15 protein-coding genes, 16 tRNA genes, 1 rRNA gene and 1 pseudogene are annotated in these 14,171 nt (G+C 54.2%); 28 read left to right on the forward strand and 5 right to left on the reverse strand.

What is annotated here, in order from left to right; genetic code table 11:
- The 17 genes from ABEV74_RS21595 to ABEV74_RS21675 form a co-directional block, all read left to right on the forward strand.
- Positions 1 to 92: ribosomal RNA gene (locus ABEV74_RS21595) — 23S ribosomal RNA — on the forward strand; the annotation flags it as partial.
- A 74-nt stretch (positions 93 to 166) separates the two neighbouring features.
- Positions 167 to 242: transfer RNA gene (locus ABEV74_RS21600), tRNA-Asn, on the forward strand.
- A gap of 3 nt (positions 243 to 245) precedes the next feature.
- Positions 246 to 336 (forward strand) — tRNA-Ser (locus ABEV74_RS21605).
- Positions 337 to 377: 41 nt separating this feature from the next.
- Positions 378 to 452: transfer RNA gene (locus ABEV74_RS21610), tRNA-Glu, on the forward strand.
- Between the two features lie 66 nt (positions 453 to 518).
- A tRNA-Ala gene (locus tag ABEV74_RS21615) sits at positions 519 to 594 on the forward strand.
- A gap of 11 nt (positions 595 to 605) precedes the next feature.
- A tRNA-Met gene (locus tag ABEV74_RS21620) sits at positions 606 to 682 on the forward strand.
- Positions 683 to 717: 35 nt separating this feature from the next.
- A tRNA-Asp gene (locus tag ABEV74_RS21625) sits at positions 718 to 794 on the forward strand.
- Between the two features lie 7 nt (positions 795 to 801).
- A tRNA-Phe gene (locus ABEV74_RS21630) sits at positions 802 to 877 on the forward strand.
- 17 nt (positions 878 to 894) lie between these two features.
- Positions 895 to 970 (forward strand) — tRNA-Thr (locus ABEV74_RS21635).
- 4 nt (positions 971 to 974) lie between these two features.
- Positions 975 to 1,060, forward strand: a tRNA-Tyr gene (locus ABEV74_RS21640).
- An 8-nt stretch (positions 1,061 to 1,068) separates the two neighbouring features.
- Positions 1,069 to 1,142: transfer RNA gene (locus ABEV74_RS21645), tRNA-Trp, on the forward strand.
- A 13-nt stretch (positions 1,143 to 1,155) separates the two neighbouring features.
- Positions 1,156 to 1,231, forward strand: a tRNA-His gene (locus tag ABEV74_RS21650).
- Between the two features lie 11 nt (positions 1,232 to 1,242).
- A tRNA-Gln gene (locus ABEV74_RS21655) sits at positions 1,243 to 1,317 on the forward strand.
- Between the two features lie 4 nt (positions 1,318 to 1,321).
- Positions 1,322 to 1,396, forward strand: a tRNA-Gly gene (locus tag ABEV74_RS21660).
- A gap of 9 nt (positions 1,397 to 1,405) precedes the next feature.
- A tRNA-Cys gene (locus tag ABEV74_RS21665) sits at positions 1,406 to 1,479 on the forward strand.
- Between the two features lie 11 nt (positions 1,480 to 1,490).
- Positions 1,491 to 1,567: transfer RNA gene (locus ABEV74_RS21670), tRNA-Arg, on the forward strand.
- Positions 1,568 to 1,579: 12 nt separating this feature from the next.
- Positions 1,580 to 1,665: transfer RNA gene (locus ABEV74_RS21675), tRNA-Leu, on the forward strand.
- Between the two features lie 281 nt (positions 1,666 to 1,946).
- Here ABEV74_RS21675 and ABEV74_RS21680 read toward each other — a convergent pair.
- Together ABEV74_RS21680 and ABEV74_RS21685 are read right to left on the reverse strand one after the other, a co-directional pair.
- The gene (locus ABEV74_RS21680; RefSeq protein WP_430149569.1) at positions 1,947 to 2,147 is read right to left on the reverse strand and encodes a LuxR C-terminal-related transcriptional regulator; all 201 of its coding nucleotides are present in this window, start codon (positions 2,145 to 2,147) and stop codon (positions 1,947 to 1,949) included.
- Positions 2,148 to 2,527: 380 nt separating this feature from the next.
- On the reverse strand, positions 2,528 to 3,325 hold the full coding sequence (locus tag ABEV74_RS21685; protein WP_430149519.1) for a MerR family transcriptional regulator: 798 nt from the start codon (positions 3,323 to 3,325) through the stop codon (positions 2,528 to 2,530).
- 91 nt (positions 3,326 to 3,416) lie between these two features.
- On the opposite strand from ABEV74_RS21685, the gene ABEV74_RS21690 reads away from it, so the two are divergent.
- Entirely contained in the window at positions 3,417 to 4,118 is a 702-nt protein-coding gene (locus ABEV74_RS21690; RefSeq protein ID WP_430149522.1) for a CPBP family intramembrane glutamic endopeptidase, read from the forward strand.
- A gap of 149 nt (positions 4,119 to 4,267) precedes the next feature.
- On the opposite strand, the pseudogene ABEV74_RS21695 reads toward ABEV74_RS21690, so the two are convergent.
- A pseudogene (locus ABEV74_RS21695) lies at positions 4,268 to 4,586 on the reverse strand (ISNCY family transposase); the annotation flags it as partial.
- Positions 4,587 to 4,679: 93 nt separating this feature from the next.
- Between ABEV74_RS21695 and fur the strand changes: the two are divergent.
- From fur to ABEV74_RS21710, 3 genes are read left to right on the forward strand one after another with little or no spacing between them, the layout of a single operon-like run.
- Complete coding sequence (gene fur, locus ABEV74_RS21700) at positions 4,680 to 5,153, forward strand: ferric iron uptake transcriptional regulator (RefSeq protein WP_442950678.1); 474 nt, start codon at positions 4,680 to 4,682, stop codon at positions 5,151 to 5,153.
- Between the two features lie 19 nt (positions 5,154 to 5,172).
- Positions 5,173 to 5,442, forward strand: a complete 270-nt coding sequence (locus tag ABEV74_RS21705) for a cupin domain-containing protein (RefSeq protein ID WP_430149525.1) — start codon at positions 5,173 to 5,175, stop codon at positions 5,440 to 5,442.
- Between the two features lie 25 nt (positions 5,443 to 5,467).
- Complete coding sequence (locus ABEV74_RS21710) at positions 5,468 to 5,935, forward strand: SRPBCC family protein (RefSeq protein WP_430149528.1); 468 nt, start codon at positions 5,468 to 5,470, stop codon at positions 5,933 to 5,935.
- Between the two features lie 128 nt (positions 5,936 to 6,063).
- Here ABEV74_RS21710 and ABEV74_RS21715 read toward each other — a convergent pair whose 3' ends face one another.
- Positions 6,064 to 7,098 (reverse strand): LacI family DNA-binding transcriptional regulator, encoded by a 1,035-nt coding sequence (locus tag ABEV74_RS21715; RefSeq protein WP_430149531.1) that lies wholly within the window; start codon positions 7,096 to 7,098, stop codon positions 6,064 to 6,066.
- Positions 7,099 to 7,231: 133 nt separating this feature from the next.
- Here ABEV74_RS21715 and ABEV74_RS21720 point away from each other — a divergent pair, with 133 nt between their 5' ends.
- Positions 7,232 to 8,503: an FAD-dependent oxidoreductase gene (locus tag ABEV74_RS21720; protein WP_430149534.1), complete on the forward strand. Its 1,272-nt coding sequence runs from the start codon at positions 7,232 to 7,234 to the stop codon at positions 8,501 to 8,503.
- Between the two features lie 132 nt (positions 8,504 to 8,635).
- Here the strand turns inward: ABEV74_RS21720 and ABEV74_RS21725 are convergent, their stop codons facing one another.
- Complete coding sequence (locus tag ABEV74_RS21725; RefSeq protein ID WP_430149537.1) at positions 8,636 to 9,604, reverse strand: phosphotransferase family protein; 969 nt, start codon at positions 9,602 to 9,604, stop codon at positions 8,636 to 8,638.
- Between the two features lie 503 nt (positions 9,605 to 10,107).
- On the opposite strand from ABEV74_RS21725, the gene ABEV74_RS21730 reads away from it, so the two are divergent.
- From ABEV74_RS21730 to ABEV74_RS21755, 6 genes are all read left to right on the forward strand, one after another.
- Positions 10,108 to 10,425, forward strand: coding sequence for a LiaF transmembrane domain-containing protein (locus tag ABEV74_RS21730; protein ID WP_235593226.1), 318 nt, complete (start codon positions 10,108 to 10,110; stop codon positions 10,423 to 10,425).
- A gap of 36 nt (positions 10,426 to 10,461) precedes the next feature.
- Entirely contained in the window at positions 10,462 to 11,160 is a 699-nt protein-coding gene (locus ABEV74_RS21735) for a PspA/IM30 family protein (RefSeq protein WP_062495255.1), read from the forward strand.
- Complete coding sequence (locus ABEV74_RS21740) at positions 11,157 to 11,642, forward strand: PspC domain-containing protein (RefSeq protein ID WP_430149540.1); 486 nt, start codon at positions 11,157 to 11,159, stop codon at positions 11,640 to 11,642. The genes ABEV74_RS21735 and ABEV74_RS21740 overlap by 4 nt, the downstream gene beginning before the upstream one ends.
- Before the next feature lies 1 nt (position 11,643).
- Positions 11,644 to 12,342, forward strand: coding sequence for a PspA/IM30 family protein (locus ABEV74_RS21745; RefSeq protein ID WP_430149542.1), 699 nt, complete (start codon positions 11,644 to 11,646; stop codon positions 12,340 to 12,342).
- A gap of 145 nt (positions 12,343 to 12,487) precedes the next feature.
- A complete protein-coding gene (locus ABEV74_RS21750) occupies positions 12,488 to 13,498 on the forward strand; it encodes a sensor histidine kinase (protein WP_430149544.1) in 1,011 nt (336 codons plus the stop codon).
- A 20-nt stretch (positions 13,499 to 13,518) separates the two neighbouring features.
- On the forward strand, positions 13,519 to 14,169 hold the full coding sequence (locus tag ABEV74_RS21755; RefSeq protein ID WP_430149546.1) for a response regulator transcription factor: 651 nt from the start codon (positions 13,519 to 13,521) through the stop codon (positions 14,167 to 14,169).
- Positions 14,170 to 14,171: the final 2 nt, after the last annotated feature.

The raw sequence follows: 14,171 nt of genomic DNA on the forward strand, positions 1-14,171 counted from the left end.
ACCCCTGGAAGACGACCAGGTCGATAGGTTCGAGGTGGAAGCGCAGCAATGCGTGGAGCTGACGAATACTAATCGGTCGAGGGCTTATCCTAAGAAGCATGACAAGCAGAGGGTTAGACGCAGACATTCGCATTCAGTTTTCAGGGCGCAAGCCCCGAGTTAACGTTCCCCGATAGCTCAGTCGGTAGAGCACTCGGCTGTTAACCGAGTTGTCACAGGTTCGAGTCCTGTTCGGGGAGCCATACGGAGAGCTGTCCGAGTGGTCGAAGGAGCACGATTGGAAATCGTGTATACGTTAACCGCGTATCGAGGGTTCGAATCCCTCGCTCTCCGCCAGTTTCCTCAAACCGGCTGACATATTGTCAGGCTGCAGTTGTGGCCCGTTGGTCAAGGGGTTAAGACACCTCCCTTTCACGGAGGTAACAGGGGTTCGAATCCCCTACGGGTCACCAAAAAAATTTCAAAAAAAACTTGAAATCAACGGCGATTATACGGTATCATAATAGAGTCGTCGTAATGGACGCTTAGCTCAGCTGGGAGAGCGCCTGCCTTGCAAGCAGAGGGTCGGGAGTTCGATCCCGTCAGCGTCCACCACTTGAGAATGACGCGGGGTGGAGCAGTCCGGTAGCTCGTCGGGCTCATAACCCGAAGGTCGCAGGTTCAAATCCTGCCCCCGCAACCAAATGAAATTCGGAGCGATCCGAGCAACGCTGCTGCGGAGCTGTGGTGTAGAGGCCTAACATGCCTGCCTGTCACGCAGGAGAACGCGGGTTCGAATCCCGTCAGCTCCGCCACCTATTTGGCTCGGTAGCTCAGTTGGTAGAGCAGAGGACTGAAAATCCTCGTGTCGGCGGTTCGATTCCGTCCCGAGCCACCATGAGACAAATCGAATACGCCGGTGTAGCTCAATTGGTAGAGCAACTGACTTGTAATCAGTAGGTTGGGGGTTCAAGTCCTCTCGCCGGCACCATCGTGGAGGATTAGCGAAGTGGCCAAACGCAGCAGACTGTAAATCTGTTCTCTTACGAGTTCGGTGGTTCGAATCCATCATCCTCCACCAGTTCCCTTAGGGGCATAGTTTAAAGGTAGAACAGCGGTCTCCAAAACCGTTAGTGTGGGTTCAATTCCTGCTGCCCCTGCCAGTTGCCTTGTATGGCGGTTGTGGCGAAGTGGTTAACGCATCGGATTGTGATTCCGACATTCGAGGGTTCAATTCCCTTCAACCGCCCCATCTTTTGATACTGGGGATTAGCCAAGCGGTAAGGCAACGGACTTTGACTCCGTCATGCCTAGGTTCGAATCCTAGATCCCCAGCCATTTTGCGGAAGTGGCTCAGCGGTAGAGCATCGCCTTGCCAAGGCGAGGGTCGCGGGTTCGATTCCCGTCTTCCGCTCCATTTTTATTTGGCGCCATAGCCAAGTGGTAAGGCAGAGCTCTGCAAAAGCTTTACCCCCAGTTCGAATCTGGGTGGCGCCTCCATTTATCCTTGTGTGCCCTTAGCTCAGCTGGATAGAGCGTTTGACTACGAATCAAAAGGTCAGGAGTTCGAATCTCTTAGGGCACGCCATTTTCTTTAAAAGCTGGTGTGGCGGAATGGCAGACGCGGCGGACTCAAAATCCGCTTCCGGCAACGGAGTGGGGGTTCAAGTCCCTTCACCAGCACCATACATGAAACGTAAACCCTAGGTTAAAGAATTTTGGATACCTAGGGTTTTATTTATTGACGGGAAAAATTGTAGTGCTGACTCGTTGAAAGTGCTGCAGATTGAAGTCCCATTAATCTTACCAGATACAAGCCGACGAGTGCTTTTCCGCTGTCGGATTCTTCACGGCTAAAAAGGGAAAGCTAAAACGGCAAGTACCAGAGGATCTTCTTTGCTTAGCACAAAGGGAAGCCATACGGTTTTTGCGCCTGAACTCCGTCTCAAGCTGTTCGTTCTTTCCTTTCAATTCGCGGATGAACGGGCCGAACTTGTCTCCCGGAGCGTGAAAGGTTCCTTGTCTTCACCGCGGTTGGAATATTGTTCAGCAAGCTGTTTCCGATTCCGTACTCCAAGCTTTCGGTAAATATGTCTGCAATGTCTTATAACGGTTTCCATGGAAATCGACATCGCGGTTGAAATACTCCGATTGCCGGTTCCCGCAATGAGATATAATCCTGAAGTAAAGGGATCAGCGCCTCTCCTTCATCCGTCAGCGTCCGCATATATCTTTGGGCGAGTGCAACCTCTATCGCGCGGTTCAGCTTCTCGAGCGATCTGCCGTTTCGGCCTTGCCTGCGGTAGATTTGCGTAATAAAGCAGGCCAAAGAGCTTCCAGGAGTGCCGGATGAGAGCCAAAAACGAAAACGGCCGTTCAGGAACAAGCTCCTGAGCGGCCATTTCCATCTTTTGTAACGTTGAAGAACTTTAATTAAGCGAATTTAACCACATTTGTGCTAACCCCAGTTTATACCATGTAGTGGCTAACATCTGTTACATCCATAGGAGGATATAGATCTAGAATAGTTTTTCCATTCGGACCAGGATCAAAAGTTTTCGATGCTCGGGTTTTTCTTTTTATTGTTTGTGCGCGCATGAATATTGGGCAGGTTCTTGTTCCTTTGCTCGGCATACGCAATGCTCTGCTCCACAAAGCTCAACACTTCTTCTGTGATGGGATACAAACCCGACTCCTCAGCCGGAAGTTTGCGAACCTCCCAAAATTTGTCCGCCAGATCCTGATTTCCGCCAAAGGTTTCGTTAGACAATTGAATTAATTGGTTGGCGATCTCCAACCCTTGACTTGACTGCGGAGCAATAGAATTGTCGAGACACCATTCGATGCGACGAAGAAGAGAGACGTACTGCTGTGTCAATCGGTCGCTGCTCTCCAGAGCCGGAAGGGATTTCTGGAGGAAAGCCAGCTCATCTTCATGAAAGTAATCTTTCCACCTTTTAGGGACGGATTGTGCTTGCTTGACCAGACTGGACACACGTTCCCAAGACAAAGACCCCTCCAGATCGATCATATTGATGAGAGAGGCCGTATTGGCAATACTGGTCTGCAGAGAGATTAGTTGTTCTTGAAGGTAATTGTGATGGGCAATCAACACTTCCCGATATGAAACTTTATTCAGCATTTGTGCAATTTCCTCGAGCGGTAACGCTAAAGATTTGAGCAGCGTGATTTTCTCCAGAGTAAACAAGTCCTCTTCGGAATAATAACGCCTTCCATGCTCGTCCTTCTCACTCGGACACAGCAATCCAATCTGATCGTAATACCGCAAAGTTCGGACTGATATATTTCGCTGTCTGGATATTTGTCCGGTTGTCCATCTGCGCACGTTTTTCCTCCTGGCAAATAAGGCTTGCAAGTGACGTTACGTAACCTAATATACTATTAAATTATATCACAATATCACTGGAGGATCAGAAATGCAGAGAGAAGAACAATGGAAGCAAAGGGATGGGTGGACTTGGCGTGAGTTCGTAGCTTTGTTGATACTCGAATTCGGATTCGTTATCTTCGTTGTCAAGCACGGAGTGCAGTCGTTATATGAAAAATGGTTCGTTTCCTCCTTGTATGCGGGGACATTGACCGGACTAACGATTGCGATTGTGCTGTTGACGGGATTATATGTGATTGTTCTTCGCCCCCGCAGACAATCCTGGAAGGAGGTAGGGCTGCGGAGTTTTCCCGCCAAAGACGGATGGCGCATTGTCAGTTGGTTTCTGATACTTACTGCGCTCAGCATAGCGGCAGTCGTCATTACGGGCTACTTCGGAAATACGGTGGAAAATAGTAAAACAGAGGCGTTGAAAGAGCAGGTTACCTGGTTCACAGTTTTGCTTGGTATTTTATCCGCGGGATTCGTCTCTCCTGTATATGAAGAAATTTTTTATCGCGGCTTTATGTATCGATGGCTGCGGACACGTACAGGCATTGTGTGGGGAATCGTAATTAGCTCTCTGATCTTTACTGCTGCACACTACCCTACCTTGAATGCCATGCCGGTGAATTTTATTAGCGGCGTCATTTTTGCGTGGGCCTATGAACGGACAGGCTCGGTTATTCCGGGAATGATTGTGCATGGTATGTTTAATACAGTTGCCGTATTATTGACAGCATTCGGCTAAATTTTGCAACAGGATAAATTTATTTTCTTCGCTTCGAGCGGAATGTCAACGTCTCTTGTCCCATGGTGACATGATCTCAGAATAACAACAAATTTCAGTGTCAGCGGTTGGCCCAGATGCCACAAGAGAACTTCGCCCGATAGTGTTTATCGTACTTCGACTGTCATCTTCGTTTCAGCGGGGTTGGCCAGCGTGTAGATCGTGCCATTATACGAGAGCGTGTCACCGGGTCCGAGCTGTCGGTACTCGCGAATGGTGAACACGTGATTCAGACAGCCGCAGCTCGATCACCAGGCGGTCTTGAAACATTACCCAGAGCCGCTTTAAGCGATCCTTGGCCTGTGGTGTAATGGCGTTGATATGCTCGATATGTAACTTCGCCTTGGCGAATTTGAAGATCCGGAAAAAAGACGTCGGTTTACAGTCCTCCTCTTGTTTTGCAGAAACTGACAAAGGTGTTTCTTTTGATTCGTTTCGGCATATACGTTATGATAAGTTCAAGTCTTTGATCTTTTCCTTCGGTTGACAAAAACATGCTCTGCCCAAAGGAGGAGCTGCTTCGTGAACGTAACGGAACAATTGGCGAAAATCAGCCAGCAATTGATGAGCAACAATTACAAATTAACGGTGCAACGGGAAGCGACCGTTCGGGTGTTGCTGGAAAATGAAGCGAACCATATGAGCGCCGAGGAAATATTTTTGCGCGTAAAACAAAAACATCCTGAAATCGGACTGGCCACGGTTTATCGGACGCTGGAGCTTCTGACCGATCTGCACATCGTCGAAAAAATGAATTTCGGCGATCGAGTGGCTCGTTTCGATCTCCGCAACGATGATCATGAGCATATGCATCATCATTTGATCTGCTCCGTGTGCGGCAAAATGAAGGAGATCAAAGAAGACTGGCTGTTGGAATTGGAGAAAAGACTGGAGCGGGAATATGGTTTCCTGGTGAAGGATCACCGGTTGGAGTTTACGGGCACGTATCTGACTTGCCCAAAAAACTGCAAACGGGTTAACAAGGCGGCGTCCTGAAGATTGGACATCAAGGGCGATGAAGAAGCTTGACGTGATACGGCAGGCTTCTTTTTTGTTGTCGCCGACCCGCGGCGCGCGCGTCCCATCGGTTGTTTCAATATTTCAAGTATGCGAGAGTGTTGGATTGAATTATAATGAAACTGCAATCATTGGAAAGAAGAGAGCCTTTAGCAACGGACCGGGAGCGCATGCGCACGAAGAGAACGAAGAACTGTTTGATGTTCTGGAAGGTGTCATGACGCTTCTGGCGGGCGACGATTACAGGGATGCTCGTGAAATGGCATGAAGAAAATCCATGAGGAGCGATCGCCATGAAAAGTTTAAAGCAGGAACCAGTGGTCCGGACAGGCATGCTGATCCGCAGGCCGGTGCGGGAGGTGTTCGATGCATTTATCGACCCTTCGGTTACGACAAAATTTTGGTTTACCAAAAGTAGCGGAAAGCTGGAAGCCGGCAAGCGCGTACGATGGGAATGGGAAATGTATGGCGTCGGTACGGATGTGGACGTACTGGAAGTGGAGCGCGACCGGAGAATTTCGATCCGTTGGTCGCCGCCCGATTGGACCTCTGTCGAATGGACGTTCACGCCCGTAGGCGACGATAGCACGTACGTGAACATTATAAATGCCGGATTTAAGGGGGACGGAGATGACGTTGTCGCGGAAGCGATCGATTCGATGGGCGGATTCACTATGGTTCTGTGCGCGTTGAAAGCATGGCTGGAGCATAACGTTATCCTTTCTGTCGTAGCGGATAAGGCGGCCCCTCATTCGGATTGACGGCTGCGCAGAGAAGATGCTCGGCGCGAAAGCGCGCTCGATACGGATGGCTAATAAATTTGCCAGGCAAATCGCCAAGGAGCGGTCCGGTCGTCGAAACACCGCAGCACCGGACCGCCGGGGTGCGGTCAGCGGGTCAGATCGGCGACGGTTTCTCCGGCGATGAACGTACCGGCGAGTCTCGTATGCTCGTAAGGCTCGGCGGGATTGGCGATGCGCCACAGGAGGCGCTCGGCGGCGCGTCTCCCGGTCTCCCGGATGAGCAGAGAAGGTCTTGAGAGCTGCGGGAAGCGCGGGTCCTCGAGATCCGGCATCGAGACGAGCGAGATATCGTTCGGTACGGACAAGCCTAACGACTGCAGCACGAACAGAAGCGTATTCAACGTATTTCCGGTGGCGTGCAGGATCGCCGTATAACCGCCGCTCCGCAGCCGTTCCTCGAGCTCCTTTCGCCACTGCTCCGGCGTCGTCGGCAGCTCCGTCATCGGTTCGTCCGCCGCTTCGATGCCGTGCCGCCGCAGCGCGGCCTGAAAGGCGCTCCAGCGCAGGCGAAAGCCGCGGCGCGACCTGATGTCGCCAATGTACAGCAGCCGCCGATGGCCTTTGGCGACGAGATGATCGACGGACTGGTGTATCGCCGTTTCGACGTCCCAGATGACGCTGTCCACCGGTGCGGCCGGAGGCGGGTAGCTGATAAGCACCTTCGGCATCGGAAGCCTGAGCAGAACGGATTCCATAGGCTCCGGCATGGCGGGAGGGACGAACAGTCCGTCGGAGTACGTCAATTCGGCTTGCTCCAGCCACCGTTCCAGCTGCTTCGGTCCGTCTGTGAATTCCGGGAGGACATGTGCCGTCAAGGTGTGGCCGAGCTCGTGGAGCCGTTCCTGCACGCCTTGCAGCTGCGTTCGGTAGAAGGGGGTATCCTGCAGCAGCACAATCGTGAACCGCCGCCTGTTGGTCGTCAGCAGCGGAATTTTTTCGTAGCCAAGGCTGAGCTCTCTTTCTTTCGTTCGGTAGCCAAGCCGCGCGGCGGTCATAAACACGGCTTTCCGCGTCGCTTCGGACATGCCGGGAAGCCCGCGAAGCGCTTTGGATACCGTATGCACCGTAAGCTGCAGCTCGTCCGCAATGTCCCGGAGGGTGACGTCTTTTTTTCTGCGCACGGCGGGTTGCTCCTTTCTCCCGAGCTTTCATTGGGGTTCAATTGAGCATAAGTGTAACAAAAATGAAACTAAAATGTAAGTTCGCACTGAACTATAATGAACCAAAAGGTTTCTTCATGGAGGTGCGGACATTTTGAGTGCAGCTGAAAAGTCATTCCGTTTCGAGCAGCAAGTTCCTTTATACGACGCCGCGGAGGTCGTCGTCGTTGGCGGCGGTCCGGCGGGGACGGCCGCTGCGATCAGCGCGGCGCGCAATGGGAAGCGGGTCGTGCTGCTGGAGCGATCGGGCCAATTAGGCGGGATGGGGACGCTCGGCAATGTGAGCGTGTTCATGCCTGTCGGCAATGTGACGGGCATCTATCGGGAAATTATCGCGGAGATGCTGGCCGATTATTTGCCGTCGCAGGAGGACGTATCGATTTCGCCGCAATATTCTCCGTTTCTGCTCCGGCATTATTTGAACGAGAAGATGAAGAAGGAAGGCGTCGAAGTATATTTCCACGTCGACTTCGTCGGTGCGGTTCGGGAGGAAGGCCGCCTGCGGGCGGTCATCGTGTCGTCACGGGAAGGGTTGCGCGCGTTCGCCGCGGAGCAGTTCATCGACTGCACGGGAGACGCGAGAGTGGCCGTGGAATGCGGAGTGCCGTATACGACGGGGCGCGAGGAGGACGGCCTGACGCAGCCGATGACGCTGATGTTTATGATGCAGGATACCGGAAAGCCGGTGACGCCGATGCTGCCCGAGGGCTGCGAGGTCTACAACGACGTCTCCGACCTTCCCCAGGGACGGCGCCTGTATTGGGAGCGCAACGGGGACGGCATGCTGCTTGTCAATATGACGCGGGTGAAGGGCAACGGCGCGAAGATCGCGGACGTCAGCCGTGCCGAGCGGGAGGCGCTCAAGCAGGTGTTTTCGGTAGCCCACTATTTGCAGCGCAACGGCTTTGAGACGTACGCGTTGTCCCATGTGCCGGGGCAGATCGGCGTCCGGGAGACCAACCAGATTCAAGGGCTGTACACCCTTACCGAGGACGATGTGACGAGCGGTAGACGCTTCGACGACGTCGTGGCGCAGACGAACTACGAGATCGACATTCACAGCCCGGACGGGAAAAAGACGACCGACGAGCGCAAAGTAAGCGGCTACGATATCCCTTACCGGTGTATGGTGCCGGTAGGTCTCGACAACTTGCTCGTGGCGGGGCGGGCGATCAGCGCCACCCATGTCGCGATGTCCTCGATGCGCGTGCAGCCGACCTGTTATGCGCTCGGGCAAGCCGCGGGAGTCGCGGCGGCGCTCGCGATCGAGGAGAACGCCGCCGTCGCCGATATTCCGATTCCGGAGCTGCATCGGCGGCTTCGCGCGCAAGGCGTCCGGCTGTACGGAACGCACGTTTCTTTATAAGCAAGTCGAGCCGTTAGCACCGTAGCGAAGACCGCGGAACTTGATACAATCCCCTGGAAAGCTCTTAAGAAACGGAAATTTCCGTTCTTAAGAGCTTGCTGCTTTTGTTTTGAAAAGCCGGCCCTGTCTGGACTAGAAGGCGAAAAGCTCAGCCGCGAGCTCATCGAGAGTGCCGATGTCTTGCAGCGGGAATCGGGCTGCGATGGGCTCGAAGACGTCTATCCCAGGCCAACGACGACAACCCACTGCCTGGCGGTACAGTGCAAGCCCCAGCGCCTGACGGGGAAAGTTCTTGCTGACCGGCCAGTCGCTGGCCTCCAGAAAAACCCGCAACATCGCTTTGTCGCAATCGAACAAGTCGCGATAAATCTGGATGAGCTCATAATGCCGATCGGTTACCATCGCGTCGCCCCAGTCGATGATTCCGGAGAGCCGGCCGTTTTCCACGAACACATGGAGAGCCACCACGTCGGAGTTGACGAATACGCGGTCGAACGGCCCGAGCCGGGCGAGGTAATCGTCAATCTGCTCGATCAGATGCGGCGGCAGTGAGCTTCGCTCCGCGGCTGCCGCTACGTTCAGGCTCGGCCAGTCTGCGTCCGTTGCAATGCCCGACGGGCGCAGCGCGTGCACGCGCCGTATCTGCCTTCCCAGGTCCGCCGCGACCGCAAGCCGTTGTTCGGCGGACAGTTCGGCATCCCGCCAGGAGACCCCGGACATCTTTCTGGTGATCAGGTATGGCCATGGGGCGTCGGCATTGCCGTACAATCGCCCTTCTCCCAGCAGGCTCGGCGCGGCGATTTCCGGATCGGTGGCGGCCAGAGCCAGCGCCGCGCGTTCGGTCTCGTAACTTTTACGCCAACCTTGGACGTAACCGAACAACTTCACCACGTAATCGCCGCAGATGAACGTCGGGTACGTACCGCCGACTCCGGCCGCCGATTCCCGTCCGGCGTCGGCCAGACCGTGACGTTCCAGAATCTCGGCGACGTACGGCCACCAGAAGCTCAAGTCGTCGTGGCGGGAGATGTACTCCCGCACCGACGCGAATGCGGGGGGCCGAACTGGCCTGCGATCCGGTGGAAATTCCGAATGGGTCATGAGCGAAAATTCCCTCCTGTGATATGATCTGGAAGACCGTTATCGCGATCATCACTCGCACTCAATTAGATTAAGCCCATCATAAATGACAGGCATAACGGGAGCAACGTAACGAACGTCTATATTTAAACATTACAGTCCGTCGAGATACCTTTGCTTTCTAGTCTGCTATTCCCGGTCTTTACTTTTCGTTCTAACGCTTTATTTCCCTGTAACATACAGCTAATAGCGGGATGACAGAGTTATCAGGTATAACTAAAAAACGAAAAACTTTTGGACTCTTTGTATTTCCATTAAGCAATTGGATGACGGCGATGCGGGACAAGGGGATGCATCTGAACGGCGACATCCCTTGCGCAATCCGACCGCAGAATGGCGGGTCCCCGACCCGGGTCTAGGTCGCAAAACCGCCGCAAGTCTGTTTTGAAACGAAGCGAAAACATCTACAATGTAGACATAAGCGATAGAACTTGAATCCATAGCCGGATGACGGCGGATGGCAAATGAAGAAAGGCGGTGACGACCGGAATATGAATGGAAAATCGGCGCTGGGCGCAATACTGGTCATTATTGGAGGACTGATCGTACTCGACTTCATCGGAATCAGTCTCGGCTCCATCATCGGGTTTTTATTCCCCTTCATCCTGATCGGTCTCGGTATTCTGGGCTGGGTGAACAACAGCAAAATCGTTGGAGCGGTTCTTACCGTAGTCGGCGTAATTATGCTGTTCGGCAAATTTGCCGGATTTTTCATGCTGCTGCTGGCGATCGGCATGATCGTATGGGGAATTTCGTTGTTCAGGAACAAGCGGGTGTTTTGACGAACGAAACCGGTGACGGAGACAAGGAGGTAGCGTATGAGCATCATGCGAAGAGTCCGCGACATTACGGTCGCAACATTGAATGAACGATTGGAAAAAGCAGAAGACCCGGTCAAGTTGATCGACCAGTTTCTGTGGGCCACTCGCGAAGATATTATTCAGGCGGAACGTCTTTATCAGCAATATGCCGCTCACAGCCAGCATCTGAAGGCGCAATGGCTGCAGGCGGAGCAGCAGAAGGAGAAACGCGAGCAGCAGGCGATTACCGCCTTGAAGGCCGGGGAGGAGAATTTGGCCCGCATCGCGTTATACGAGAAGGCTGCAAGCGAAGAACGCGCGGCGCAATACCGCGAGCTGTACGAACAATCCAGACTGAATACGTCGGAGCTGGAAGAGCAGCTGGCCAAGCTGCGCAGCGAATACCAGACCGTATACGACAAGCGGGAATATTACGTGGCCAGAATGGAATCGCTGCGGCTGCAGCGCCGGATGAACGAACGGTTCTCGGCGATATACGGATCCGATCTGAGCAAGCCGGAAGGCATGTTCCGCGCGCTGGAAGACCGCATCACCGATCTGGAACTGGAGACTCAAAGTCTCAGCGAGCTTCGCCGGATAAGAGGTGAGACGTTTACCCGGACGGATGCAAACCGCCAGTCGGTCGTTTCGGCTGTCGAGCACGAGCTTGAACAGCTGAAGCGGAAGCTGGAGAAAGGAGGCCCCTCAACGTCATGAGGAAGCTGTACAGATCACGCTACAACAAAAAATTATTCGGCATTTGCGGCGGTTTATCCGAAATGCTCAATGTCGATGTGACGCTCCTGAGAATTCTGCTGATCGTAGCAGCGGTATTTTCCAGCGGGGCGGTCATCCTGATTTACGTCTTGGCTGCGCTCGTCATACCGAAAGAACCGCCTTATTATGGCGGATACGGACCCGGCCCGGACGGTTACGGCGGCTTTGGCGATTACAGCGGCGGTCACCGCGGATTCGGCGGCGGCCACGGAGGGTTCGGGCATTCCGGCGGACCGTATACGAATCCTCCGCAAGGGGGATCTCACTGGCAAGGCGGCTGGCAACATCAACACAGAGCCGGGTCCGGACCGGCGTCAACCGATTTCGATGCGATGATGGACGATCTGGAGAAGAAGGCGCTGCGCAAGGAAATCGATGAATTGAAGGCCAAACTGGCAAAATTAGAGAAGGGAGATAAGTAATATGAGCATTTTCAAACGAATGAGAGATATGACGAAAGCTTCGATCCATGAAATGTTGGACAAAATGGAAGATCCGGTCGTCATGCTGAACCAATATCTCCGCGATATGGAAGCGGAAATTCATCAGGCCGAAGTGACGGTGGCCAAACAGATGGCGAACGAGCGCCGCATAAAGCAGCGTTTGGACGAAGCGGTTCGCGGAGCCGCAGACCGGGAAGCGAAGGCCGAAACGGCGCTGCGCGGCGGCCAGGAAGAGCTGGCCCGCAAAATGCTGGAGGAGAAGCTGTACTTCGATCAGAAGATCGAAGAATATCAAAGCTTGCACCTGGAAGCGAAATCGCAAGCCGATGAGCTGCTGCAGCAACTGCATGAGATGAAGGACGAATTCTATCAGCTCCGCAACAAGCGCAACGAGCTGGCCGCTCGCGCCCAAATGGCCAAAGCGAAGAAGCAGATGGCGCAAGTTACGGCCTCGAATACGCTCGACCGCGGTTCGGCATCGCGCGGATTCCAGCGGATGGAAGAAAAAATTATGCAGATGGAAGCGGAAGCCGACGTTCTTCGCGCCCCTTACCGTTACACGCAGCAAGTTGGCGCCGTATCTTCGCCGATCGATGCCGAGAAGCAATTGAAGATCGACGAGCAGCTGCAAGCGCTGAAAAACAAGCTGAATATCCGGCCTGCGCAAACCGAAGAATAACGTAGAAGACAGGCGGAGCAAGCCATGGAAGCGCCGGAGCCTTCCTGGCTTGCTTCGTTATGCGCCGGTTGCCGGGGCGGATTCGGATTGTGAAACAAAAACGTTTCTTGTTCGTAATATAACATACATATGAAGGGGGAGACCGATGGCTGCCAAAAAGCCGAACAGCAAAAGAAATGATTCGCTGCGCCGGAATACGGCGGAAACGCTGCTCTGGCTGCTCGTCATTTTGGGGCTGCTCGTTATCGTTCTGCAGGGCTTCGGGTATGTGGAGCTGTTCGTTCTGCAGCAGAAAGGGGCTGTCATCGGCCTTGCGGTTATTGCCATCGCCCTCGTCGCCGCGGCGATCAACAGCTATGTGAAAGGACTGAAGCTGAGAGAGGCGCTGAAACGTTTGAGCCAGCGGGAGAAGAAGCGGCAGGTGACGCTGGATTCCGGCGGGGATGACGGTGTTTCCGGTGATGCGGAGGATGACGGGGAAGACGAGGTTTGGAAGGAGAAAGTCAAATTTTCGGCCGTTATCGAGGAGCGCCAGCGGCTGGCACGGGAGCTTCACGACGCGGTCAGCCAGCAACTGTTCGCCATCTCGATGACCGCGACGGCCGTCGGCCGCACGATGGAGAAGGATTGGGAACGGGCCAAGCGCCAGGTCCAGCTTATCGAGGAGATGGCCGCTGTCGCCCAATCGGAAATGCGCGCGCTTCTTCTGCATTTGCGGCCGGTGCATCTGGACGGCAAAAACCTCGGTCAGGCGCTGCAGGCCTTGATCGGCGAACTGGCGCAGAAAGTGCCGATGAAAATTACGCTCGAAATCGACGAAACGATCGGGCTCGATCCGCAGGCCGAAGACCATCTGTTTCGCATCGCCCAGGAGGCGCTGTCCAATACGCTTCGCCACTCGAAAGCGGACAGTATGGACATCAGACTTGTCCGTTACGGCGGTCAGGTTCGGCTGACGCTGCGGGATAACGGCATCGGATTCGATCCGGAAGAGAAGAAGCAGGCTTCGTACGGCTTGCTGACGATGGAGGAACGCGTGCATGAAATTGGCGGCACGTTCCACTTAATGTCGGAACCCGGCCGGGGCACGACGATCGACATTTGGGTGAGAGCCGACGGAACGGGCCGGCGCGACGATTACGGTAGCGGCAAATAGAAAAAGAGGTGTCAGAAACGTTGGAACAGGCGATTAAAGTGTTGCTGGTCGATGATCATGAAATGGTGCGGATCGGCCTTGCCGCCGTATTGGATACCGAAGAAGGCATCGAAGTCGTCGGTGAAGCGAGCAGCGGCAGCGAAGGAATCAGGCTGGCACAGCTTTATAAGCCCGATGTGGTGTTGATGGATCTGGTTATGGACGGGATGGACGGCGTCGAGACGACGCGCCAGCTGCTTGAACTGCATCCGGATTGCAAAGTGATTGTGCTGACCAGCTATCTGGACGACAGCATACTGTATCCGGTTATCGAGGCGGGGGCGTTCAGCTATTTGCTCAAAACGTCGCGCGCGGCCGAAATCGCCGACGCGATTCGCGCGGCCGCGCGCGGCCAGTCGGTGCTGGAATCCCAGGTTGCGGCCAAAATGATGAACCGTTTCCGTCAGCCGAAGCAGCCGGCCCAGAAACCGCCTCACGAGGAGCTGACCGAACGGGAAATGGACGTGCTCAAAGGGTTGGCGAGAGGACTATCGAATCAGGAAATTGCCGACGAGTTGTTCATCGGCATTAAAACGGTCAAATTTCATATTACGAACATCTTTGACAAGCTCGGCGTCGAAGACCGGACGCAAGCCGCCATTTACGCCCATAAGCACGGTCTGGCCGACTAGCG

Source organism: Paenibacillus cisolokensis (genome assembly GCF_050481165.1).
Lineage (GTDB): Bacteria > Bacillota > Bacilli > Paenibacillales > Paenibacillaceae > Paenibacillus_AH > Paenibacillus_AH cisolokensis.